Source organism: Aquabacterium soli (assembly GCF_003933735.1).
In the GTDB taxonomy this organism is placed as follows: domain Bacteria; phylum Pseudomonadota; class Gammaproteobacteria; order Burkholderiales; family Burkholderiaceae_C; genus Aquabacterium; species Aquabacterium soli.
On sequence record NZ_RSED01000007.1, the window covers coordinates 141,312 to 164,819 of the forward strand.

24 protein-coding genes are annotated in these 23,508 nt (G+C 61.7%); 6 read left to right on the forward strand and 18 right to left on the reverse strand.

Annotated features, from left to right (window positions below):
• The first annotated feature begins 1 nt into the window (after position 1).
• From EIP75_RS10665 to EIP75_RS10675, 3 genes are read left to right on the forward strand one after another with little or no spacing between them, the layout of a single operon-like run.
• Positions 2–1,153 carry a glycosyltransferase gene (locus tag EIP75_RS10665; protein WP_158622812.1) on the forward strand — a complete coding sequence of 384 codons (1,152 nt, stop codon included), beginning with the start codon at positions 2–4 and terminating at the stop codon, positions 1,151–1,153.
• A complete protein-coding gene (locus EIP75_RS10670) occupies positions 1,150–1,788 on the forward strand; it encodes a hypothetical protein (protein WP_125243254.1) in 639 nt (212 codons plus the stop codon). Before EIP75_RS10665 ends, EIP75_RS10670 begins: the two co-directional genes overlap by 4 nt.
• Complete coding sequence (locus tag EIP75_RS10675) at positions 1,757–2,524, forward strand: DUF2334 domain-containing protein (RefSeq protein WP_125243255.1); 768 nt, start codon at positions 1,757–1,759, stop codon at positions 2,522–2,524. Before EIP75_RS10670 ends, EIP75_RS10675 begins: the two co-directional genes overlap by 32 nt.
• A gap of 6 nt (positions 2,525–2,530) precedes the next feature.
• Here the strand turns inward: EIP75_RS10675 and EIP75_RS10680 are convergent, their stop codons facing one another.
• The 3 genes from EIP75_RS10680 to EIP75_RS10690 form a co-directional block, all read right to left on the reverse strand.
• Positions 2,531–3,658, reverse strand: coding sequence for a glycosyltransferase family 4 protein (locus tag EIP75_RS10680; protein ID WP_158622813.1), 1,128 nt, complete (start codon positions 3,656–3,658; stop codon positions 2,531–2,533).
• 8 nt (positions 3,659–3,666) lie between these two features.
• On the reverse strand, positions 3,667–4,869 hold the full coding sequence (gene wzy / locus EIP75_RS10685; RefSeq protein ID WP_125243257.1) for an oligosaccharide repeat unit polymerase: 1,203 nt from the start codon (positions 4,867–4,869) through the stop codon (positions 3,667–3,669).
• 134 nt (positions 4,870–5,003) lie between these two features.
• Entirely contained in the window at positions 5,004–6,113 is a 1,110-nt protein-coding gene (locus tag EIP75_RS10690; protein ID WP_125243258.1) for an MraY family glycosyltransferase, read from the reverse strand.
• Positions 6,114–6,395: 282 nt separating this feature from the next.
• Here EIP75_RS10690 and EIP75_RS10695 point away from each other — a divergent pair, with 282 nt between their 5' ends.
• The 3 genes from EIP75_RS10695 to EIP75_RS10705 all read left to right on the forward strand — a co-directional run bounded on the left by EIP75_RS10695 (position 6,396) and on the right by EIP75_RS10705 (position 10,284).
• Positions 6,396–6,713, forward strand: coding sequence for a hypothetical protein (locus tag EIP75_RS10695; RefSeq protein WP_125243259.1), 318 nt, complete (start codon positions 6,396–6,398; stop codon positions 6,711–6,713).
• An 83-nt stretch (positions 6,714–6,796) separates the two neighbouring features.
• Positions 6,797–7,468, forward strand: coding sequence for a hypothetical protein (locus tag EIP75_RS10700; RefSeq protein ID WP_158622815.1), 672 nt, complete (start codon positions 6,797–6,799; stop codon positions 7,466–7,468).
• Positions 7,465–10,284 (forward strand): YjbH domain-containing protein, encoded by a 2,820-nt coding sequence (locus tag EIP75_RS10705; RefSeq protein ID WP_158622816.1) that lies wholly within the window; start codon positions 7,465–7,467, stop codon positions 10,282–10,284. The genes EIP75_RS10700 and EIP75_RS10705 overlap by 4 nt, the downstream gene beginning before the upstream one ends.
• Positions 10,285–10,293: 9 nt before the next feature.
• On the opposite strand, the gene EIP75_RS10710 is transcribed toward EIP75_RS10705, so the two are convergent.
• The 15 genes from EIP75_RS10710 to EIP75_RS10780 all read right to left on the reverse strand — a co-directional run bounded on the left by EIP75_RS10710 (position 10,294) and on the right by EIP75_RS10780 (position 23,508).
• Positions 10,294–10,929: a hypothetical protein gene (locus EIP75_RS10710; protein ID WP_125243262.1), complete on the reverse strand. Its 636-nt coding sequence runs from the start codon at positions 10,927–10,929 to the stop codon at positions 10,294–10,296.
• Between the two features lie 17 nt (positions 10,930–10,946).
• On the reverse strand, positions 10,947–11,582 hold the full coding sequence (locus tag EIP75_RS10715; RefSeq protein ID WP_125243263.1) for a hypothetical protein: 636 nt from the start codon (positions 11,580–11,582) through the stop codon (positions 10,947–10,949).
• Positions 11,579–12,934, reverse strand: coding sequence for a hypothetical protein (locus EIP75_RS10720; RefSeq protein WP_125243264.1), 1,356 nt, complete (start codon positions 12,932–12,934; stop codon positions 11,579–11,581). Before EIP75_RS10720 ends, EIP75_RS10715 begins: the two co-directional genes overlap by 4 nt.
• Complete coding sequence (locus EIP75_RS10725; protein WP_125243265.1) at positions 12,931–13,143, reverse strand: DNA gyrase inhibitor YacG; 213 nt, start codon at positions 13,141–13,143, stop codon at positions 12,931–12,933. The genes EIP75_RS10720 and EIP75_RS10725 overlap by 4 nt, the downstream gene beginning before the upstream one ends.
• 40 nt (positions 13,144–13,183) lie before the next feature.
• Positions 13,184–13,942, reverse strand: coding sequence for a cell division protein ZapD (zapD, locus tag EIP75_RS10730; protein WP_125243266.1), 759 nt, complete (start codon positions 13,940–13,942; stop codon positions 13,184–13,186).
• Positions 13,943–13,970: 28 nt separating this feature from the next.
• Positions 13,971–14,576 carry a dephospho-CoA kinase gene (coaE, locus tag EIP75_RS10735; protein WP_233584801.1) on the reverse strand — a complete coding sequence of 202 codons (606 nt, stop codon included), beginning with the start codon at positions 14,574–14,576 and terminating at the stop codon, positions 13,971–13,973.
• Positions 14,573–15,430, reverse strand: a complete 858-nt coding sequence (locus tag EIP75_RS24540; RefSeq protein ID WP_125243267.1) for a prepilin peptidase — start codon at positions 15,428–15,430, stop codon at positions 14,573–14,575. Before EIP75_RS24540 ends, coaE begins: the two co-directional genes overlap by 4 nt.
• Positions 15,430–16,644: a type II secretion system F family protein gene (locus EIP75_RS10745; RefSeq protein ID WP_125243268.1), complete on the reverse strand. Its 1,215-nt coding sequence runs from the start codon at positions 16,642–16,644 to the stop codon at positions 15,430–15,432. The genes EIP75_RS24540 and EIP75_RS10745 overlap by 1 nt, the downstream gene beginning before the upstream one ends.
• 14 nt (positions 16,645–16,658) lie before the next feature.
• Positions 16,659–18,380 (reverse strand): type IV-A pilus assembly ATPase PilB, encoded by a 1,722-nt coding sequence (gene pilB / locus EIP75_RS10750; RefSeq protein WP_125243269.1) that lies wholly within the window; start codon positions 18,378–18,380, stop codon positions 16,659–16,661.
• 162 nt (positions 18,381–18,542) lie between these two features.
• Positions 18,543–19,487 (reverse strand): WavE lipopolysaccharide synthesis family protein, encoded by a 945-nt coding sequence (locus tag EIP75_RS10755; protein WP_125243270.1) that lies wholly within the window; start codon positions 19,485–19,487, stop codon positions 18,543–18,545.
• Positions 19,426–21,195, reverse strand: coding sequence for a glycosyltransferase family 4 protein (locus EIP75_RS10760; protein ID WP_125243271.1), 1,770 nt, complete (start codon positions 21,193–21,195; stop codon positions 19,426–19,428). The genes EIP75_RS10755 and EIP75_RS10760 overlap by 62 nt, the downstream gene beginning before the upstream one ends.
• Position 21,196: 1 nt before the next feature.
• A complete protein-coding gene (locus EIP75_RS10765) occupies positions 21,197–21,520 on the reverse strand; it encodes a hypothetical protein (RefSeq protein ID WP_125243272.1) in 324 nt (107 codons plus the stop codon).
• A 2-nt stretch (positions 21,521–21,522) separates the two neighbouring features.
• Positions 21,523–22,266, reverse strand: coding sequence for a glycosyltransferase family 2 protein (locus tag EIP75_RS10770; protein WP_199758558.1), 744 nt, complete (start codon positions 22,264–22,266; stop codon positions 21,523–21,525).
• The gene (locus EIP75_RS10775; RefSeq protein WP_125243273.1) at positions 22,259–22,882 is read right to left on the reverse strand and encodes an HAD family hydrolase; all 624 of its coding nucleotides are present in this window, start codon (positions 22,880–22,882) and stop codon (positions 22,259–22,261) included. Before EIP75_RS10775 ends, EIP75_RS10770 begins: the two co-directional genes overlap by 8 nt.
• Entirely contained in the window at positions 22,879–23,508 is a 630-nt protein-coding gene (locus EIP75_RS10780; protein WP_125243274.1) for a PI-PLC domain-containing protein, read from the reverse strand. Before EIP75_RS10780 ends, EIP75_RS10775 begins: the two co-directional genes overlap by 4 nt.

A 23,508-nucleotide genomic window follows, 5' to 3' on the forward strand; every position in this document is an offset into this window, starting at 1 on the left:
CATGAAGGTGTTGCACATCATTTCCGGGTTGGCGCAGGGCGGGGCCGAAACGGTGCTTTGCCGTCTGGTGGAGTCCATGCCGGAGCAGGAGCATCTCGTGGCAGTGCTGTCGACGCTTGATCAGCTCGAAGGGCGTTTGCGCCAGGCCGGCGCACAGATCACTTACATCGACCTGCGAACGCCCTGGCGGCTGCCCTTGGGCCTGATCGAATTGTGGCGATTCATCCGGCGTACACGCCCGGACGTGGTGCAGACATGGATGTACCACGCCGATGTCGTGGGCGGTGTATGTGCTCGGCTGGCAGGCGCTGCTCCGGTGTGCTGGGGGCTTCATCATGCATCGCCGAGTGCGCCAGATCTTGGGCTTACCGCGCGTCTGTCTGCCAAGCTGGGCAAGATGCTGTCAGGCTGGATACCTGCCAGCATCATCGCCTGCTCCAACACCACCAGTCGGTGCCATGCTGCGTTCGGCTACAGGCCTGCAGCCATCCGGGTGATCTGCAACGGGTATGACACGGAAGTGTTCCGGCCCGATCCCTCCAGAGGCCGAAGCGTCCGTCGCCGCTTGCGGATCGATGATGGCGCGCGGTTGATCGGCATGGTGGCGCGCTTCCATCCAGCGAAAGACCACGCTAATCTTTTTCAAGCTTTGGCGCTCTTACGACAGCGTCGGCCCTCTGGCTGGCGCTGCTTGCTGGTAGGCGACGGCATGAACCATGCCCATCCGGACGTCGCCCGTCTGCTCGCATCCAGCCATCTGGCCGATGAGGTTGTACTGGCCGGTCCGCAGGCTGACATGCCGGCCATCATGAACGCGCTGGACGTGCTGGTTCTGTCGAGCGCCACAGAAGCTTTTCCCAATGTGCTCAATGAAGCCATGGCTTGCGGCGTACCATGCGTGAGCACCGATGTGGGTGACGCCTCGTTGATTGTGGGCGACACCGGGTGGACCGTTCCGGCCAAAAACCCGGCGGCTCTGGCTGATGCTCTGGCCACTGCATTGCAGGCCAGTGAGTCTGCTCCGGACTGGGAGCTGAGGTGCCAGGCTGCGAGGCAGCGAATCGTCGACAACTTCTCTGCGGCGGCGATGGCGGAGGGCTATCGCCAATGCTGGATGTTAGCCTCGCACGGGCGTCTGGAGGTGGCCGGATGAGTCTGCAGGACAAACTCGACGAACTGGGGTGGCTCGGGTTCCTGCGCTGCTCATTTAGCCGGTTGAAGCTGCGCGCGCTGCGGCTGGTATTTCGATTCGATCCGTGGCATGCGGATGCGCCCTGTGCCTGCAGGCCCTACAAGCAGATCGTGGCAGACAGTATTGGCCAACTCGTTCCCCGGGGGGTGGTCGAGATCGGCTGTGGCCTTGGCGACATCGGGCATCTGCTGCGAGAGCGTGACGTGGCCTACATCGGCCTCGATGCAGAGGCAGCTGTGATCGCTGCTGGGCGGTACCTTCGCCGGGGCCTTGATCTGCGCCAAGGAAGCTTCGAACACTTGGGTGATGCCGGTGCAGACGCTAATGTGCTGCTGCTTCTGAACTGGCCTCACGGCTTGGCCTCCAGCGAGTTGGCCACCTTGGCCAACGGTGTGCCCGCCGGCTTTGACTACTTGGTTGTCGACTTGATTCGTCAGGACGCGCCGGCGCTGGGCTTCACGCATCGTCACACCGTCACGCAACTCAGGCAGGATGGGCTACAGGCTTCGCTGCTGACCCTGGTTGAAAGGATTGACCCAGTCCGTGACCTGGCGATATTGAAATATGAGCGCGCGCTACATCCTTCGCTTCGATGACGTGGCACCAGGCATGGCCTGGAGCCGTTTCCTGCCGTTGAAGCAATTCATCGAGGAGCAGGGGGTCCGGTGCTTGCTGGGGGTGGTGCCTTGTTGCAGAGATGCGTCGCTGTTTGTCGAGCCTGAGCGGGCCGATTTCTTCGACTTGGTCCGGCTATGGCAGTCCTTCGGCGACACAGTCGCACAGCACGGTGCTTTTCACGTGTATGAAACGGCTCAAGCCGGAGTGCTGGGCATCAATTCCCGATCAGAGTTCTCGGGTTTGTCGTTAGAGCAGCAGTTGCGCAAGCTCGGCGAGGGAAAGGCCATTCTGCAGCGAGAGCAGGTCTGGCAGCCCTACTTCATGCCCCCGTCGCACTCGTTCGACCGCGACACTGTCCGGGCCCTCAAATCGACTGGGTTCGTGGCCATCACAGACGGCATGGGATTTTTCCCCTATGCCCTCGATGATTTCAGGCTTGTCCCTCAGTTGCTGAGCCGACCGCTGGCATTCCCCTTTGGCGTGATCACAATCTGTGTGCATGTCAACGCCATGTCGGACCATGAGGTCGAGCGACTCAGGCGATTCGTCACCAAGCATAGATCAAGCTTCGTTAGCTTCAAAGAGATCGTGCAGGAGCCGATCAACGATGGCCCCTCGCAGGCTTTCCTGCGATGGATCACCAGCCATGCCTTGAAAGCCGTGCGTGCCGGCCGTCGGGTTATGAGCAAGGATGTGCTGGGCCAAGTGGATTGATTGCTCTCAGATGGACGAAGACATGGCGGATGCACGCGTGATCGCGTCCATGTAGGCTTCAACGATCCGCGACTCCCCGAATTCCCTTTCCATCTTGAGTCGGCCTTCACGGCCCATCGCTGCGCGTGCCTCTTCGCTCATTTCAAGGATCTGTCGCATGCATCGGGCGAGATCGGTTGGATCTCGGGGGGCGCAGAGCAGCCCGCTGGTCCCCGCGGTCACAGCATCACGGCAGCCCACCGTGTCGCACGTGATGAGGGGCAATCCCATGGCGGCGGCTTCCAGCAGGGATCGAGGTACGCCTTCTCGGTAGTAGGAGGGCAGTACCATGCAGTCTGCCTCGCACAGGGCCTGCCGCACATCGTCGCGGGGCCCGTCAAAGGTCACTGTGCCCTCGGTGACCCAGGTGTGCATCTCGCTCTCCGAGACGAAGGCAGGATGGTTCGGTTCAAGGAAGCCCACAATGCGCCAGGACGCGTTTGGGAAATCGCTTCTGAGTAAGCGTGCGGCCGCAACGAAGTCGGCAACCCCCTTTTCTCGCAGCAGCCGAGCGACGAGAATGAAGGTCATCCCTCCACTGTGAGGCCGGCGATGCGGTGGACGGAACTTGTCCAGATCCACGCCGGACCCAGGTAGGCGGACGGTCTGGTGTTCGCTGGCCAGCCTCTTGTCCACGAACATCCGCCGGTCGTCTTCATTCTGGAAGAAGATGGTGTGGGATTTCGCGAAAGCGAATCTGAACAGACGGGATACCAGGGTCTTCAACCAGCCTTCGCGCGTGAAGGCCATGCCCAGGCCTGCTACGTTGTTGATGACCGGTATGCCAAGCACCCGTGCCGCTAGCGAACCATAGATGTTGGGCTTGATGGTGTAGCTCAGGATCACATCGGGTTGTTCCTTCCGAAGGATCAGGAGCAACCTGACGAGCAAGGTAATGTCGGCAATTGGATTGAGCCCGGTGGTCTGCATTGGCAGATTGGCATGGTCGCAGCCCAGGGTCTTTAGTCTGTCTGTGTGCGCATCGTGTGGTGACAGTGCGAGCACCTGATGGCCTCGCGCCTGGATGGCATTCACGAGACCCGAGCGGAAGTTGACGATGTTCCAACTTGAGTTGAGGATGAGGGCAATCTTCAAAGGTCTGCTCATGCCTTTCGTGAGTGCGGTACCCGAGTCAGCTCCGAGGTTTGAAGCGGGGATCTGAGCTGTTGCCGGTCGAGTCTGCATAAGAGGTTGTGAAGCACGAGCGCATAAATGCAGAAGGCGAACTCACGCATATTGCCGGAGTAGTACAGGTTGAGCGCCGTGATGATGAAGTAGTACTTGATACGTGGTGACCACAGCGGCTTGCACAACACGAAGATCAGACCGTACAGGCACAGCGCGAAGACCGGGAAGATCAGCGCGTTCAACGGGGAAAGCTCCGTGGCCAGGCGGAATATGCCTGGCAGGGTTACCGCGAAGCCCGTGCCCTCCATGCCATCGATGCCGGGCGCAATGAACTGCGTGGCGAAAATATTGTCCAGGGGCCGGTAGTTCTCGTAGCCGATCATCGACTTAGGCAGGAAGGCGAGTAAAAATTCCTTGATGTAGAACAGGGCGTCGCCATCGATGAAGCCCAGGAAGTCGGGGACGATGGACGAGAAGTAGTCGAAGTTCTGAAACGCTGTGACGCGCGAGATCGCATATTCAGCCGTCACCAGAAAGTTCGATTCGAAGAGTACTCCCTCGCGTATGTAGTATTTGAGAAGGTAAAGATAGTTGTACGCCAAGATCATGATGCCGGCCGCCAGCACGATCTTCGGTGCGTTACGAGCGTTGACGACGCGAATGCGGCTGAGGACGAGGATGATCACCATCACCACCACGATGGCGGACCAGCCTCTTAACATGATAAGCAGGCTACCCGTGGCCAGATTGACCAAGTAGTGCGTGTTGACGTTGCGCTCGCGATCAGCGAAATACACCAGTAGCAGCGGTGCCATTGGCAGCATGTTGACGAGGAAGCCCAGGGACTGCGCCGAAGTACCAGCAACACCGATGCCCGTGGTGAGGAAGATGAGCCAGTTGACACCGATGATCAGGGAGTAGGCGGCGTCCAGTCTGTCATGGTGAGTACGTGGGCGTGCGTGTGGTTCTCGCCGGCTTGCCATGAATGCGTACAGGCACGCATAGCCTGCCAAAAGAACCGCTAGGTTGGTCCAAACGTCTTCTGGTTTGTCGACCGACTTGAACAGAACCGCGCTACCATAGAAGCCGTACTCCAGCACCAGGTAGCAGGTGATGGTGTTCAGGGCTGCGAGCGTCAGCAGGTAGAGCGTTTCGATCCTGATCTGGAAGCGCGGCATCGATGGGACCTGTTGCGGCTATGAGCGGGATGCTGGCATTTCGTTGGCGCATGCCGCAACGCGCAATTGACCAGCCCTTTTCAGCATTGTGATGGAACTTCAGCCCCGCAAGCCCGCCCGTTGCGGCACGGGCGTTATCCCAGAATGTTCTGCGGCTGCTTGCTGCTAGATCCTGCCAAGGGCGCGTAGATGAGTTGGTAGAGCAGCCCGAACGCCATCACGCAAGGCATCATCAAGGCTGTGTCCAGGTAGCCCGACACTGCCACCGCCTGGCAGAGCAAGACCATCATCCAGATGCTGCTGCTGGTCATGGCGTGAAGCAGCCATGAGGGCGCCCATGCATGCTCGCGCAGCGTGGAGTAATGGTGCAGCACCAAATGGTGGATGTGAAGCATGTCCGGCATGCCGCTGTTGACGCGGTTGACCATGTGGCGCCGGTACATGGAGTAGCCCGTTTCCCAGACAGGGTAGATGCAGCACAGAAGGACTGCCCACGTGGATACGTCCGGGTTGCGCTTCAGCAGTAACACGGCGCACTCCGCCAGCCAGAAGCCCGCCAAATAGGCGCCTCCGTCTCCCAGGAAGATCTTACCGAACGGGTAATTAAGAGCCATGAAGCCCAGAAGGGCCGCGATGCCACCCAGGCAAAGGTGCAATACCAGAGAGTCACCCTGCATCCAGGCAATGCTCCCCAGGCCACCCAGCATGATCACCACGCTGCCCGACGCCAGGCCATTGACACCGTCAATGATGTTGATCGAATTGATCACCCCGCTCACTGCAAAGCATGTGAACAGCATGGCCAACATGCCGAAGTCCATCAGCGTGTCCAATAATGGGGTGTCCACCTCAACCAATTGGGCATCCAGAAGATAGATGGTGGCCAGAGCAGATGCCATGGAGGCGGCCAGCCTCATGCGAACTGAAATCTGCTTGGTGAGGTCTTCCAACAGACCGGCGGCGAATGTTGGAGTGGCGCAGATCAGCAGCGTGGCCATCGAGAGACCGTCAGGGCTGTGGAGCGAGTAGGCCAATGCGGCGCCGATGGCCAGGCTCAAGGCGATGGCAATGCCCCCAACACGAGGGACCGGCTGCCGGTGGATTTTCTGGGCGCCCGTTGTGTCATGGTCCAGTGAAAACCTGCCGTGCCATTTCTGAGTCGCGATCAGGGCAGCACAAACCATGAAGCTGCTCCCTAGCGTGATGCCAAGTACAACTGCAAACGTGGCGTCGAGGAGTCTCAATTTACTGATCCCGTTTATTGTTGGGCGGTTGCGCACACTGATTTTAGGCGCTCGGCTCTATGTTGAAGCATGCTGCAAGGGGGTAAACCCACGAGACTCGAGGCTGATGGTGATCAATTCGAGTTATTGCACGCGCCCCATTCCTTGATAGGGCTATGCATCCTAGTGCTATCCCGGAGGGGGAGCAACTTCCTGGCGGCAACGGATGGTCATTTGCTTGATGCAGTTGTTGGGGTATGCCATACTGCCTCTTAATTTTTCACCAAGCAAAGCGGAGTTGCCATGAAGAAAACTGCAATTGCAGCCGTCCTGGCTCTGTTGGGCTCCTCGGCCATGGCTCAAGGCGCTGCCCCGGCCGCTGGTAGCGCGCCTGTGGCCCCTACAGCGGGGGCGGTGCCTTCCGCAGGTGGGGCCGGCACCGCAGGCAGTGCTGGTGGCTTGGGCACTGGTGGTGTGGGTGTCACGGGCGCCACGACCGGCGCACTCGGCGGCATCACCGCCGGCGCCGTGGTCGGTGGCGTGGTCGTTGTGGGTGCTGTGGCCGCCGTGGCCAACGACAGCAACGACGACGGCCCTTCCGGCACCACTGGCACCCGCTGAGCGGCCGTGCCGTCATCCAGTCCCGGCCCTGTCACTGGGGCCCGGTTGGTTGATGTCGCCTCGCCATGAGCATGGCGAGGTGCTTGAACAAAGCCATCAGGGTTGCGTTATGGGCGGTATCAGGCACCAGCCTGTGTCTGATGACCGCTTGTTCGTCGTCTCAGTCGGCGGCGTTCATGGCTTTGCGCAATGTCGCCAGGCCCAACGCCGCGATCGACAGCAGCCCCCTGAATCCCAAGCTCACCTATCTGCGTGTCACCGTCAACGATAAACCGTTGTTGATGGTGCTGGGCTATGTGGACAGATCCTCTTCGGAGTGGCCCGAGCAAGTCTGGTACAGCGCGAGCGGCGAAGTGCTGCGCCTTCGCGCAGGACGGCTGGCCGGGTTGGTGGGCACGCCTGTCGAATGGCGGTCCGTTCGTTGGCCTGCGGGCTTGCCCGCATGGGGTGCTGAGCCGGTATCGCCTGCGCCCTACAAACGCTTGCTCGATGAGATGCCAGGTTATCGTTTGGGCGTGGAAGACACCTTGAGGCTTCAAGCCATCGCGCCGCCCGGCAGCACAGCATGGCGAGGCTCCGCATCGGCCGACGTGCGCTGGTACCAGGAGGTGCCCTCCAGCGGCAGCACCTCCGCGCGTTATGCCGTGCGGCAGACAGCTTCAGGCGCTGTACCGGTGTATGGCGAGCAGTGCCTGGCGGCAGATTTCTGCCTGACATGGCAATCCTGGCCTCCGCTACCCAAGACAACACCATGATCAACCGGTTGAGCTTTTCACCGTGGGGTGGTGGTGTGATGCTGTCATCGCTGCTGGTGGCCGCTGCTTCGGTGGCTGCGCCTGCGGCTGGCCATGTGCCATCACAGGGCGCCGCCACCGACTACCGGATCGAGACTCGCCAGCGCCTGAGCGATTGGTTGCTGGCCAACCCTTTGCCTGACAACGCCGATCTGCTGGCCTTGAGCTGGCGCTCTGCCGCAGAGCAGGACCGCCAGCAAGCGCTTCAGTCGCAACTGCGGCAGCGGCTGAATGGGCGCTGGTCTGCCCTGGGGGGTGTGATCGCCGACATGCCCGTGACAGGGCGTGTGGCTGTGCCCAAAGCCGATGCCCGCTGGCTGCAGGCCAATGCCCATGCCGACCCATGGCTCAGCCCCGGCGACATCGTTCATGTGGCCCCACGCAGTCAGCAGATCACCGTGCTTCTCACCACGGGCCACCAATGCCAGGTGCCCCACCAGGGCGGTGCCGATGCCGCCACCTACCTGCGCGCCTGCGGTGTGGTGTCGGCCGACCGCGCCTGGGTGGTGCAGCCCGATGGCGTGATCACCAGCCATGGCGTGGCCCGCTGGAACCAGAGCACGCAACATGCGCCCGCGGCCGGTGCCTGGATCTGGGCGCCTGAGTTGGGTGATGACATCGATCCGGATCTGTCCGATCAGGTGGCCAGCTTCCTGGCCCTGCAGGAGGTGGCCCCTCTGTCGCCAACCTGGTCGTTCAAGCGCTCGCCGCGCGACATCACCCTGGCGGCCGATGCGCGCGATCTGCCCACCGTAGGCAATGACTGGGGCGTGGTAGGCCTGATGCAGACCCCGACGGCCCGCATGAGCCCAGCCGGCACCCTGGCCATCACCTACAGCCGCCAGGAGCCCTACAGCGTTCTCAACATGCGGCTGCAGCCGGTCGAGTGGCTGGAGCTGGCCCTGGGGTACATGAGCATTTCCGACAGGCCCTACGGCCCGACGGAGCTCAGCGGTGACCAGAGCTGGAAAGACAAGAGCGCACACCTGAAGGTTCGCCTGTGGCAGGAATCGGCCTGGTGGCCCGAGGTGGCCCTGGGCTGGCGCGACTTCCTGGGCACGGGCGCGTTTTCGGGTGAATACCTGGTGGCCAGCAAGCGCTATGGACCCTTCGATGTGAGCGCGGGCCTGGGCTTTGGCTACGTGGGGGGGCGCGGGGATGTGCGCAACCCGCTGGGCCGGGTGTCGGAGCGCTTCGACACCCGGCCGGGCCGCGACACGTTCTCGCGCAGCGGCGGGCAGGTCAACGGCAAGACCTTCTTCCGTGGGCCTGCCGCCTTCTTTGGCGGTGTGCAGTACCAGTTGCCGTGGCAGCAGTGGGTGCTCAAGGCCGAGGTGGATGGCAACGATTATGAGCACGACCCGGCCGGGCGTCCGATCAAGCAGGATTCGCCCGTCAACCTGGGCCTGGTGTACCGGGCGGCCTCATGGCTGGATGTGACGGTGGGTGTGGAGCGCGGCAACATGGCCACCGTGACGGTGTCGGCCCATGCTCCGCTCGACAAGCTGACCATGCCCAAGTTCCTGGATGCGCGCCCGGTGCCTGTGCTGCCCACGCGGCCTGCGCAGGCCGGTTTGGTTGCCACCACGGCGAAAGACATCCAGGATCAGACGAATCTGAAGGTGCGTGCCATCGAGCAGCGTGGCCGAACCTGGTCCGTGGTGGTGACCGACCCCGACATGGGTTACGAGCGCCCCGTGGTCGAGAGGGTGGCCGCTGTGGTGCACCGTGATGCACCAGCGGAGGTGGACCGCATCGAACTGCGTTTCGACCAGCGTGGTGTGCAAGTGGCACAGGCCGTGGTGGACCGTGAGGCCTGGGCGCGCGCCAAGACCGAGTTGCTGCCGCCCAGCCAGCAGCGCGAGGCCCTGAGCACAGAGGCCGTGGCGACTGACAAGGCGCCGGACAAGACCTTGTACGAGGCCGAGCCGAACCGTTTTGCCTATGGCGTGGGCCTGGCCTATCGCCAGAGCCTGGGCGGCCCCGATGCCTTCCTGCTGTTCCAGCTGGCGGCCGATCTGAACCTGAGCTGGCGCCTGCGTGACGACACCTGGGCCAATGGCCGCCTGCGGGTGGGCCTGGTGGACAACTACGACAAGTTCAAATACACGGCGCCCAGCGACATGCCGCGCGTGCGCACCTACATCCGCGAGTACCTGACCACCCGCAACGCCACGATCCCCAACCTGCAGATCACGCACATGGGCTCATTTGAGGCGCTGGGGGGAAGTGACCACTTCTACCTGGGGTATGCCGGGTTGCTGGAGACCATGTTCGCCGGCCTGGGCGGCGAGTACCTGTACCGCCCTGTGGGCAGCCGCTTGGCCGTGGGCGTGGATGTGAACCGTGTGCGCCAAAGGGCTTTCGAGCAGGATTTCGGCCTGCGTGACTACGAGGTGAACACCGGCCATGCCACTGCCTACTGGGATACCGGTTGGTATGACTTGGTGGCCAAGCTCAGCGCGGGCCAGTACCTGGCGGGTGACCGGGGTGTGACCCTGGATGTGTCACGCGTGTTCCGTAACGGCGTGTCCATGGGGGCCTACGCCACCAAGACCAACGTGTCGGCTGAGCGCTTCGGTGAGGGCTCATTCGACAAAGGCGTGTACGTGACGATCCCCTTCGATGCGATCCTGCCCAAGTCGGGCCCTTCGGAGGCCTCGATCGTCTATGCCCCGCTGCTACGCGATGGTGGGGCGCGCCTCAGTCGGCGCTTCACGCTGTATGACCTCACGTCCACGCGTGGTCCGCGGGCCTTGCAGACCGGGGCACCTTGACGCGTGGCGTCAAACCGGCCACTTCAACGCGGGCGTCTTGAGCACTTGCAGCAACGCCGCATCCCGCGCTTCGGCCTCATCACCGATCATCGCGCGCATCAGCGCCAGGGTCTCGGCCTTGCGGTCGGGATCTTCCAGGCGCCAGCCATGCCGCATCAACAGGGCATCGGCCGCGGACAGCCGCAGCGATTCCCTTGGATCGGTGCGCACGATGTCGGCCAGCCGATCGCTCGCGTCCGTGGCGGGGATCGATCGGAGCAACCCTTCCATCGCCAGCCCGCACAGCCACAGGTCGTCGTCATCGCGCACCTTGCGCGTCAGGACATCCAGCGCGCCGATGTGGTCGGCGAGCGAGAGCAGCGCATAGGCGCAGTCCAGCACGAATTCATCGGCGTGCCGGGTGGTGGCCGCGTGTGCCTGAAGCGCCTGCTCCAGCAGTTGCCGGGTGGTGTGTGTCGGGGCGATGAAAGCCAGTGAGCGCGGCGCGCGCGCATTGCGCTGCTCAAAGGCCGTGATGAGGATCTGGTGCACCCTCGGGCGTTCAGCCTCGCTCAGCTGGGCCAGGTGGTAGACGGACATGCCCTCCATCGACTCACGCCCCGTGGCATTGAACTCTCTCAGGAACAGGTCATAGGCCGCGGTCATGGGGCGATCATCAGGGCTCAAGGGCGTGCCAGCGGCTTGATCGGCGCCTTGAGGACTTTGACCAGCGCGCCATCGCGTTGCGCAGCGTCGCCGTCGACCAGGGCACGCAGCAACTGCAGCGCTTCGGCCTGTGTGGCGGCATCCGTGAGGTACCAGCCATGGCGCTGCAGCAGTGTGTCTGCGGCATCGGCGCGCAGGTCTTCGTCATCCATCGAACGAACCAGCCGGGCCAGGCGAGGGCTGGCATCGCTGGCGGGCTGGGCCCAGCGCAGCCCATCCATGGCGATGCCGCGCTTCCAGTTGTCGGTGGCCTTGGTGAAGACGCCTTCCAGGGCGTCGAGCACCAGGGGCTTGCCCGTCAGCAAGGCCAGCGCCGCCAGCACCTGCAACTCGAAATCGGTGGCCTGTGCGGCTGTGGCGGCGGCGGGTGCCAACGGTTCCAGCAAGGCCACGGTGTCGGGCTCGGGGCTGAGCACGGCCAGCGGCAGGGGCGCGCGCATGTCATGCTGTGCGACGAGGCCCACGAGGGCCTGGCGGACCTTGGTGCGCTCGTCCGGAGTGAGGCGTGCGAAGCTGCCGGTGGAGAAGCCTTCGAGCCGTTCACGGCCATCGGCCTGCAGTTCCTTGATGAAGAGGTCGTAGGCAGCGGTCATGGTGCGGTCTTGGGTGGCAGGACAATGGTGGGGGTGAACGTGATTTCACCGCGTCGGGCCTTGTTGCGCAGGATGCGTTCCTCGACGAGACGCCACATCATGCCGCCATCAGGGTGGCGATCAGGGGTCTGCACGATGGTGATCTTGCCTTGCGCGCTCTCGGCATACGAGGCCGATGCCAGCGCCCACAGGTCACGAAGGTAAGGAGGCGGCTCCTTGGAATCCTGGTTCCAGGGCAGGGCCTTGCTGGGGTCGTCCTTGTTCCAGTCGTCGATGAGGGTGCCGCCGGGCGTCGACTCCAGCGCCACACCGCCTTGACCCGCTGCGATGTCGATGGCGGCGTCCTTGTCGCCGGACCAGAAGACGGCCAGGTCCTTGGGGGATGACACATCCAGGCGGGCCACCAGCGGTGCCCAGTCTTCGGCGGTGCCTTTGCAGAGCGCATCGCGTTTGGGCCAGCAGGATTCAAGCACCGCGCGTGCTGCCAGGCGCTCCTTGTGCGCCTGTGCCTTGAGCTTCTCGGCCGTGGCCAGATCGCCCGAGGCCTCGGCTTTGCGCGCGGCGAGCAGTCGTTCTCGGACACTGGCCCCGAGCTTCTTGAGCACTTGGCGCTCTTGTTGGATCTTCGGGTCGTCCTGCAGGTTCTTGATGAGGACGAAGGCCTTGTCCATGCCGGGCTCGTCCAGCCTGCTCAGGTCTTTCTGCGTTTGGGCTTCGGCCTGTGCCTGGCGCAGCAGGACATTCAGGTTCTTCACGCCCTCGGCGGCTTGCGCGGTCAGGCCGCCCTTGATGGCAGCGGACAGATCTTGCAAGGTCTGGCGCAGCGCGGGGGCCTGGCGGCCACCTGCCAAGATGGCTTGCTGAACCTGTGGCAGCAAGAGCTTCAGCGCAGCCTGGACCTTGGCCAGTGCGGCCGTGTTGGCGGGTTCTGCTTTGCTGGCGTTGGCGTTGGCGTCGGTGAGGGCGGGAGCGCTGGTGGCGCTTTCCTCGTCATCATCCGCCAGCTCCTGCCCGTCCATCTTGAGCGCCACCTTGCGTACAGGCATGCCTTGCAGCTTGAGCCAGGCGCCCAGCTTCTTGGCCAGACCGCCAGGGGGCTTGGCGTCGAGCACCAGCACCAGGGTGTCCTTGCGGTTGTCGTCGACCTCGGTGGTGCCTGAAGCGAGCTGCTTGGAGCCGGTGGCCTCTTTGAGCGCCTTGGCCAGGGCGCGGCCGGCCCGCGTGGCGTGCAGGCTGAGGCAGTGATCTTCCGGCTGCTTGCCCAGCACCGCCGCGAAGTTCATGGGCTGGCGGCGCGAGCGCTGGAGGGCTGATTTCAGCGCGCTGAGGTCATCGTCGCTGAGCGTGCTCATCGGATGTCGTCGGGATCGATCAGGTCTTCCGGCAGGTCTTCGGGATTGGGCTTGGCGGCCATGCGGTACTGCTCGCTGGCCCAGGCGCCCAGGTCGATGGCCTGGCATCCCTTGCTGCAGAAGGGGCGGTAGGGGTTGTCGGTGCTGTAGGGGTGGGGCTCGCCGCAGGAGGGGCAGGGCACCATCAAGGTCTTCTTGGGCGTCGTCATGGCATCAGGCCAGCGTGTCTGGCGGGTGATCAGGCGGGCGTCAGGCGCAGAGCGTGAGCTCGAAGCTGGCGTCGGTGTCGGTGGCCAGCCTGGGCTTGCCCTCGGCATCCTGGCGCATCAGGCGGATGGAGGCCATCAGGCGGTTGCCGCTGATCTCTGGCACCAGGCCCAGGGCCCCATCGATGCGCAGGCGCAGCAGCAGGTAGGTGCGGCCTTCTTTCAGGCTGTGCTGGAACTGGCCGGCGGGGGCGGCCACCATGTGCGGGTGGCCGGCATCGCGCAGCAGGCTCAGCATCAGTGCCAGCGCCTCGTACAGGGGCGCCAGCGTGCCGCCCCATTGCTGCAGGTCGGCCTGGCGCCGGGCGGGCGGCTCGTGTTGCCAGGCGTAGTAGGAGGGCAGGTCGAACTCGCAGGTACCGCCCGGGATGCTGATGCGGCTGCGGATGCTCATCAGCCAGTCGTTGGCCGCCAGGGCCTGGCCGGCCTTGCCCTGCAGCTGGTTCAGGCCCTGGTAGGCATGCTCGATGCGTTGCAGTACCTCCAGCAGCACACCCTCCTGGATGGCGGGGTTGCCGCGGTAGCTCTCGAATTGGCCCTTGTAGCGGTCGAGCTCTTTGAGCAGATCGCTCTTGATGTCGGCCCGCGAGGCCACATCCATGATCTCGAACATGGTGGCGAGCGCGTAGTGGTGGTCCACCGGCGTGTCGCGCGAGGCAAGGAACCCCAGGCGCTTGAACAAGTGCTCAAGCCGGAGCATCGTGCGGATGCTTTCGTTGAAAGGGTATTCGTAGAGGATCAACGCGTCACCTGGAGCCTGTGCAAGCGGTTCATGGGTGATTGTTCCACAGGTCCCAGAGTTCCTGGACCTGCTGCCGTAACTCTTCCAGGGTGATGCCGTCATTCAGGATGACGTGATCGGCCGCCTCGCGGCGCTGTTCGCGGGTGGCCTGCTTGGACAGCACGGCCTCCACGGCAGGGCGCTCCCACCCGGAACGGGCCATGACGCGCTGGATCTGCGTCTCGGGCAGGGCATCGACCACCAGGATGCGGTCGACCTTGTCGCGCCAGCGGCGGCCCGATTCGACCATCAGGGGCACGTCGTAGACCACACGCTGGCCTGGGGCAGCCTGGGCTGCGTGGTGGTCGGCCCGTTGGCCGATCAGGGGGTGCAGGATGGTTTCCAGGCGGGCCAGGGCGGTGGGGTCGCCGAAAGCCAGGTTGCGCATGCGGGCACGGTCCATGGCGCCCTGGGCATCGATCATGTCGGCCCCGAAGGCCTGCGAGATGGCGTCGATGGCATGGCCGCCCGGGGCGGTCAGCGAGCGCGAGATGGCGTCGGTGTCGACCAGGTGGGCGCCCAGATCGACCAGCATCTGGCCGACCGTGGATTTGCCGCTGCCGATGCCGCCGGTGAGCCCGATGGTCTGGATCACCAGCCGAACCAGTCCAGCACGCGGGCTTCGCCCGCGAAGAGCACCACCAGCCCTGCGCCCGCCAGGAAGGGGCCGAAAGGCACGTACTGGCCTTCGCGCAGGCTGCTCTGGATCTTGAGGGCGATGCCCACCACGGCGCCGATGATCGACGAGATCAGGATGATGGGCAGCAGCATCTTCCATCCCAGCCAGGCGCCCAGCGCGGCCAGCAGCTTGAAGTCGCCATAGCCCATGCCTTCCTTGCCGGTGGCCTTCTTGAACACCCAGTACACCGACCACAGCGACAGGTAGCCCGCCACGGCACCCCAGAGTGCATCGTGCAGCGGCAGGGAGGCCCACCCGAGCCCGGCTGCCACCAGGCCGGCCCACAGCAGGGGCAGGGTGAGGTCGTCGGGCAGCAGGGTGGTGTCCCAGTCGATCAGCGATGCGGCCACCAGCACGGCCACCACGCCGCACCAGGCCAGCGTGAAGGGGTGCGGGCCGAAGCGCCAGGCGCAGGCGGCGAACAGCAGGCCGGTGGCCAGTTCGACCAGGGGGTAGCGCCATGAGATGCGTGAACCGCAGCCCGAGCACTTGCCCCGCAGCACCAGCCAGCTGACCAGCGGGATGTTTTCATACCAGCGGATCTGGTGGCCGCAGGACGGGCAGCGCGATGCGGGCTGGGAGAGGCTGAGCGGCTTGTCGTCACCGGCCTGATCACCCAGCTCCAGCATGTCGCGGGCATCTTGCCGCCACTGCCGCTCCAGGATCAGCGGCAGCCGGTGGATCACCACGTTGAGGAAGCTGCCGATCAGCAGGCCGACGACGAACAGCGCGGCCGGGGTCAGCAGGATCGACAGGTAGACATCGAACATCAGACAACTTGACCGATCTTGAAGATGGGCAGGTACATGGCCACCACGATGCCGCCGATCAAGGTGCCCAGGAACACGATGATGATGGGCTCCATCAGGCTGGAAAGGCCCTGCACCAGCTCGTCGACCTCACCCTCGTAGATGTCGGCAGCCTTTGCCAGCATGGCGTCAAGCGCACCGGACTCTTCCCCAATGGACGCCATTTGCAGCACCATGATGGGAAAGATGTTGGTGCTTTGCATCGAGGTGGTCAGGCTGGTACCGGTGGAAACGTCTTTTTGGATCTTCTCTGTGGCTTCGGCAAACACGGCATTGCCAGCGGCGCCGCCGACGGAGTCCAGGGCTTCAACAAGCGGCACACCGGCCGCGAACATGGTTGAGAGGGTGCGCGTCCAGCGGGCCACGGCCGACTTGTAGAGCAGGCCCCCGAACACCGGGATCTTCAGCAGCCAGCGGTCCATGGTCTTTTGCATCTTCTCGGAGCGCTTCCAGGTCTGGAAGAAGAAGTACACACCGCCGCCGATGAACCCGAACATCGCCCACCAGTAGCTCACGAAGAACTCTGACATGGCGATGACCAGCATCGTCGGGGCCGGGAGTTCTGCGCCAAAGGATGAGAACACGTCCTTGAACGCGGGCACCACGAACAGCATGATCACGGTGACCACGACGAAAGCCACCACCAGCACCGAGATGGGATACATCAGGGCTGACTTGATCTTCTGCTTGATGGCAAGCGTTTTTTCCTGGTAGGTGGCCAGGCGGTCCAGCAGTGTTTCCAGAATACCTGCCGCTTCACCGGCTTCAACCAGGTTGCAGTACAACGCGTCGAAGTACATCGGGTGCTTGCGGAAGGACTGCGACAGGCTGGTGCCGGTTTCCACGTCGCCACGGATGTCGTTGAGCAGCTTGGTCACACGCGGGTTGGTACTGCCGCGTGACACGATGTCAAAGGCCTGCAGCAGGGGCACGCCGGCACGCATCATGGTGGCCAGTTGTCGCGTGAAGACTGAGATGTCCTTGGCCTGGATGGATTTGCCGCCGCTGATGCGTCGCTTCTTGACCTTGTTGACCAGGATGCCCTGGCGACGCAGCGACGCACTGACCATGGCCTCGCCACCGGCCCGCATCTCGCCGCGCACGGCTTTGCCGGTCCTGTCCTTGCCTTCCCACTCGAAGACGAAATCCTGCGGTTTCTTGGCGGCGGTGGCCATAGGGTGGTGCTCCGTTATTCGTTGGTGGCCGAGATGACTTCTTCCAGCGTGGTGACGCCGCTGCGCACCTTGACCAGGCCGGACTGGCGCAGGTCTCGCACGCCTTCGCGCTGGGCCTGCTGGGCGATGTCCATGGCGGTGCCCTGGTTCAGGATGATGCGCTGCATCTCTTCGGTGATGGGCATGACCTGGTACAGGCCTACCCGGCCCTTGTAGCCGTTGTTGCAGCTGGAGCAGCCGATGGCCCGGTAGGGCTTCCAGTTGCCTTCGAGCTGCTCTTCGGTGAAGCCTGCCTTGAGCATGGCCTCGCGCGGGTATTCGGTGGGTGCCTTGCAGTTCTCGCACAGTCGGCGCACCAGGCGCTGAGCCGTGATCAGGATCACGCTGGAGGCGATGTTGAACACGGGCACGCCCATGTTCATCAGGCGCGTGAGCGTGGTGGGCGCGTCGTTGGTGTGCAGGGTGGACATCACCATGTGGCCGGTCTGGGCGGCCTTGATGGCGATGTCGGCGGTTTCCAGGTCACGGATTTCACCGACCATGATCACATCGGGATCCTGGCGCAGGAAAGCCTTGAGCGCGGTGGAGAAGTTCATCCCCGCCCGGTCGTTCACGTTGACCTGGTTGATGCCCGGCAGGTTGATTTCAGCCGGGTCCTCGACCGTGGAGATGTTGACGCCTGGCTGGTTCAGGATGTTCAGGCAGGTGTAGAGCGACACCGTCTTGCCCGAGCCGGTGGGACCCGTGACCAGCACCATGCCGTAGGGGCGCACGATGGCGTCCATCAGGCGGGCTTTTTCTTCAGGCTCGTAACCCAGCGCCTCGATGCCCAGCTTGGCGCTGGACGGATCCAGGATCCGGATCACGATCTTCTCGCCAAAGAGCGTGGGCAGGGTGCTGACGCGGAAATCGATCGACTTGGTGCCGAACTTCAGCTTCATGCGGCCGTCTTGGGGCACGCGCTTTTCGGCGATGTCCAGGCGGGAGATGACCTTGATGCGGGAGGCCAGCTTGTCCTTGATGGCCACCGGAGGCTGGGTGATTTCACGCAGTTCTCCGTCGACACGGAACCGCACCCGGTAGTTGTATTCGTAGGGCTCGAAGTGCAGGTCGGAGGCGCGCATGTTGATCGCGTCCACCAGCATCTTCTGCAGGAACTTGACGACAGGGGCATCCTCGACCTCGGACGCCAGGGACGATGGCTCCTGCTGGGGCTCGGTGGCATCGTCGGTGATGTCGAAATCGAAATCCTCGTTGGCCATCGCGGCGATCTGATCGCCGGCCGTGCCCGTGGTGCCTTCCAGCACCTTGACGAGCTTGTCATGTTCGACGATGACCCACTCAGGGTTGAGCTGGGTGGCGAACTTGATGCGCTCAATGGCCTCTTGATCGGTCGGATCGGCCCCGGCCACGAACAGGCGGCTGCCACGCTTGGACAGGACCAGCACCTGGTACTGGTTGGACAGCTTGGCGTCGATCACGCCCTGGGGCAGGCGCTGGATGTCCAGGGCACCCAGGTCGAGCAACGGCACGGACAGGGCGCGGGACAGGGTATGGGCCAGGTCGTCGGATTTGATCGAGCCTGCGGCAAGCAGTGTCGTGACGAAGCTGCGACGCTGCTCCCTCGCCGTGCGTGTCAGCTCTTCTGCCTGCCGGCTGTCGAGCTTGCCGGCATTGACCAGCACCCGGGCGACGCCGGACAGCGTTCCCGGTGATTCCGCCAAGGTGTCTGCCATGTCCTGAATAGATGAAGCGCGTTTTTACCGATTATCTGGGCGAATGCCCAGTCGGACCAAAGGACGAATGTAAACGTTGCCGTGTCATCGTCTAGTGAGATTTGCCCTCGACTGAAGGTGTATTGCAACATCTTCGGCGCGCTGGACACCGTCTCATGATTTTCAACGGGCGGTGTATTGTCCTTTCACCACTTTTCGGAACCCCTTCCAATAGCTGCCATAGTGGCGGCCGGCAAGGTAGAAATCATTCCAAAGCAGTCGGGTCATCAGGCGCGTGACCCTGCTTTGCCCCGCGTCGCGCCCGTGCAGTTCTTCCACGGTGAAGCACTGAGCCTGTTCCTTTACAACCCCTTCGAACGGGGCCATCTGGAAGTCGTAGGGTACAAGGGTAACGTGGCCGCCGTAGAACTTTTCCCACTTGAGGCGAATGGACCGAGAGTCCAGCATGACACAGTGGGCCCGTAGGGCTGCCACGCTGTCTTCGATGGTGTTCCGGAAAACCCAAGCTCTGCTGACAAGCAGGTGTCTGTAAAGGCGGCTTTCTGGCCATTGCTCGATGGTGAGCAGGCTTTTGCTGGCGCGTGATGTTTCACGGATCGCCATGTGATCATCCAGTTCAGTTTGCGCAAAAAACTGGGCCGGGTAGTAATCCAACAATGTTGCTTTGAGCGCGATCAGGAACATGTCTGACGGATGGTAGAGCCTGTCCTTGCGTGTGTAGCAGTTCGTCGTGAGAAGGGCGCCTGCTTGCAGAGCATGCTGGTGCATCGCAATGATGTTCCGCACCTTGGCGAGGGAGACCCGCTGATCGGAGCGGAGCTTGACAATGATTCGATCGTTGGCATCGACACTCTGCATGCCTGACCGGACCATGTTGATCTGTCGGTTGATGTTGGCGAAACCGGGGTTTCGGACATCATCAACCAGCGCTACTCTCGCCCATTCCAGTGCATCCCTGGCCGTTGTGCGAAGCTTGGCTTCTTCCTTCTTGTAGGTGACGATGACGCAGTCATCCACGAGCCCGTTTTCGACGGCTTTGCGTCCGTCAGCCAGTACCAGACGAGAGTAATCGGAGATCGGCCCGTGGATCAGCAGAGTGATAGGCATGGTCTGGAACAAATGGAAAGTGTCGGCGGCTCAGGTAGGTCTGCAGCGCGATGGACTTGCGAGACAGAATAGCCTGAGGGTGGCACAAATAAGCAAACTCTCTGGCACTGCACAAGCTGGCGGCCAAGTGTTCATGCAACGAGGTACATCCCAGTTGCTGATTGGCTGGCCCAGACAGAAATCCGAGGAAGGCTGGCAACGTCTTGGCGCGAAGGGCAATGGCCAGTGAGGTCGATCCCACATAGGCCTTGCTCAGCGCCACGGGGGTTGCCGGAAGAAGGTGGTTTGCGTCTTTGGCCAACGAAACAAGTGCCATCACGACCGCCAAAGGCGTGTCGTCGAAAAAAAACACCCCGACAGTGTCATCCTGGCCGTTGGGATCGAATGCATCGTGGCCTGAGTGGAATTCGATAGAGGGATACTTGGCCTTGACCGCGGCCGCGAGCCTGCGCCCCTTCTTGGTGGGCTCGTCTAGAATCAGCAGCAGCTTGGCATTGTGCGACGCAGTCGGCTTCTCCACCTTGATCTGACTGTATATATCCAGACGCTTCAAAGTGGTGTTGGCCACAGATACGGCAAGACTGAGCCGTCGAAATTGCTCATCCGCGATGCCAAGCAACTGTTTTTTGGACATCGCTGAAACGCTCCGAAGTGCCCGCGACAATGATGTGCTATCGAGGGGGTCGAAGTAGAGGCCTGCGGAACCCACCATGTCAACCAAGCCCGATGCTTGCGAGCCCATCACCGGTAATCCCATGGAAATGGCCTCCAGGGCAGTGGTCGGGAAATTCTCGAATAGAGACGGGATACAGAACAAGTCTGCTTCTTTATACAGGTGCTCCACGGCTTCTGGAGACGCAAAATCCCAGAAGCTGAAATGTTTTCGCAGGCTTGGAGGAATTTTTCTGTAACAAATTTCCCGATAATCTTCACCAGTTCCCGGAACTCCCACGGTGTTACCCACGAAATTCACATGGACGGAGATGCCATCTTTCAATAGGTCCAGCGTCGCTGATATCAAATTTTCCTGGCGTTTACGCGGTTCGAAACGACCGAGGCTAAGAATGGTGAGGGTCTTTCCGCGAACTTCTTTACTTGGCACCTCTGTTGCCTTTTCCACCAATGGAAAATAGGGGTGCAGGGGCGCGATGAAACGCCAGTCATATCGCTGGTGCAAGTATTGCGTCAAAAATGTGGAGACGCTGACATTGGCATCTGCGAGAATGCTTTGAGCGCTTTCCTGCGCATGCGCGCCCGCCAGGAAAGCGTCGGTGCAAGCCTCGAATTGAACTCCAGAGCCCCATTCCCATATTTCCCTGCAACCAGTGTGGTGGTTGACGATGACAGGGAAGGCGCCGGTGAATCTGCCCACTGCCCTCTGTATAAGGTAATCCAAGCACAAAGCGCCGAATTCAGCGACCTCCACCCACGAAGGTTGAATTTGCTGAAGTTTCTTGGTGACAGTGCGCTGGGATGAAAAATCTAAGCCGGAAAGCTTATGAATGGTGATGCGTTCGTTGGATATTTTCGTCTGATGCTGCACACAGAATACATGGATGTGAAAATCTGTGTGCGCCAAGATGCTGTCTACGAGATTCTTCAGATAGACCGCGATGCCGCCATGGCCAGGATAGCGGCCAAATTCATGGGCGACAAGGGCGATGCTTTTTGAACCTGCCGTTGCCGCTGTTTTTGCAACTGAGTCCATGTCAATCGACCAAATATTTGTCGTTCTTGCTGGACGGAGTCTTTACCACAACTGTGGTGGTATCTTCCAAGGCGGTGAAATCGGTGGCTTCACCGGGCTCAATTACGATGATGTCGTTTTCATGGAAGATCTGATCGAACATGCGCACCTTGCCAGACGTTATAACGGTCCATTCAGTGCTGATTTTATGAAAGTGTTTGTGTTCGTGGCTACCTTGCGGATACTTCTTGACAGCAATCTCGAAATCCTTGCTTGCAAGGAGTGTCGGCTCAAAGTCACCCATGAACCATCCACCCTTCATGTCGCCCAGTTTGAATACTTTCAAGGTCACCTCCTCATTTCCTGAACAGTTTCGAAGTTTTCGATCTGACGGGAGGTCTTGAGTGGATGGTATCTGCTTCCGTCAATCCGCTCGATGCCGATGCGTTTTTGGCGCAAAAGCATCTGATTGATGGTCGGGGCGATGTAATAAGAACCGTTAACATGGTCATGCTTGCGGATCACGTCCTTGGCCGCTTCCACGAAGTCGGCCCCGCGCCTGTACCAGAAAAAAGTCGCGGCAGCGGTGTTGCTGATGGGGCGCTTCTCGGCCGCCAGGCTCACCAAGCCCTCAGAATTGGTCTTGACGTAGGAATATCGAGGATGGATGGAATTAAACGTCAATACGCCTCCATCGAGTTCCCGCTGGCGGAATGTCTGGATGGTCGCAGCAAAGTCGACATCGACATACTCATTCACACCCAATATGAGCAGTTCGTCGTCGTGATCAATATACTGGGCCGCCAGCAAGGCCGTGCACACGGCGCCTTGGGTATTGCCCTTCGTGGTCACGAACTCCGCATTCGGGTGCAACAGTTTAGGCAAAGCGCCAATGCGGTAGGTGTCGATGTCGGACGCTTGACAAGCAATGCCGATCCAGGCTGGCGATAGAGCGGTGCAAGATTCAACGAGGCGCTGGATCAGTGGCAAGCCCTTGACCTCTGCCATGAACGCTGGGAACGCGTCTCCACCCTGTCCGCTGACAGTAGCGCCTGCCCCAAGAATCAACACATTGATCTGCCGTTCAGCCATGGCTGACCTCCTGGATGCGAGCCTCGATGTTCTCGATATTCACTTCGTGTACATCCCGCACGCGCAGCAGGTGCGCACCGGATGCCAGAGCCGCCCTAACGCCGTTGTCATTGTCTTCCACGATCAGGCATTCGTGGGGTTCCAGCCCCAAACCTTGCATGGCCGCAACGTAGATCTCTGGGTCTGGCTTGGGTTTGGCGACGTCTTCATTGGACAGCATCAGGTCCAGATAGCGCACCAGATTGGAGCGTTCCATCATGGTGTGCACTGTTGATCGAATGGAGTTTGACGCCACCGCCAACTTGTATCCTTGTGCTTTCAGTGTCGACAGCGCCAGTTCGTGTGAAAAGGTTGGACGGCACTGGGTATGCACGATCTCCATCGTGTACTGCTGCTTCATCTCATTGATGAAGCCGTGCAAGGACCTTGGCAGGTCACTCTCGATGCTGAGCATTTCAAGTTTCTTGGAGGTGGGCAGCCCGTCGTACGTGGACAGATGCGCGTAGCGTGAGATTTCGAACCCGAACAGGCGCAGGGCGCGGTTGAGCGCTTCATAGTGCCAGTCCCTTGCTTCGATCAGGACGCCATCCATGTCGAAGATCACTGCTTTGATCATGGGGCGACTCCAAGAATATGGTGCCTGGCCTGATCGGGCAGGTCTGTGCACAGTGTCAGCAATGAGGTGTCTTGAAGGGACATCAGTTCTTTCCACAAGGGGATGGGATCGCGGCGATGGAGTTCGGGCGAAACCAGGCATACGGGCTTGCCCCAAGCCAGCACGCGGCTGACCTCCCGGGCATCCAACCAGGGTGTATCCAGGGCATCGAGCCAGATGCCGGAAGCTCGTTCAAGGTATGCCGGTTGTCGTTCGACCTCGCTGCAGCGCGTGTAGGTAGGGTTGCCGGCCGACAGGTGGCCTCGCATATCCGGCACGGACATGTCAAAAACGAACCAGTCCAATCCGGGGAGCGCGCTCACTTGCGATTGCAGCGCCTGGGCCAGCCCATCGGCCTTGATATTGATGGCCAGCGGAACCCCGTGGAGATGCGCCATGTCCAGCACAGGCTGAAGGGGCAGCACCTTGTCACGAAGAGGCATGTCGTGCGAGATGACCAGTTGCCCGTCCAAGTCTCGCACATCTGTTTCCGTGCCGTAGCCTGCCGCGAAAGAGCGCTCGAAAGCCGCCATGGTGTTTTTTTCGGCGGGAGAACGCCACCACCCGCGGTGGGAGATGATGCGCAT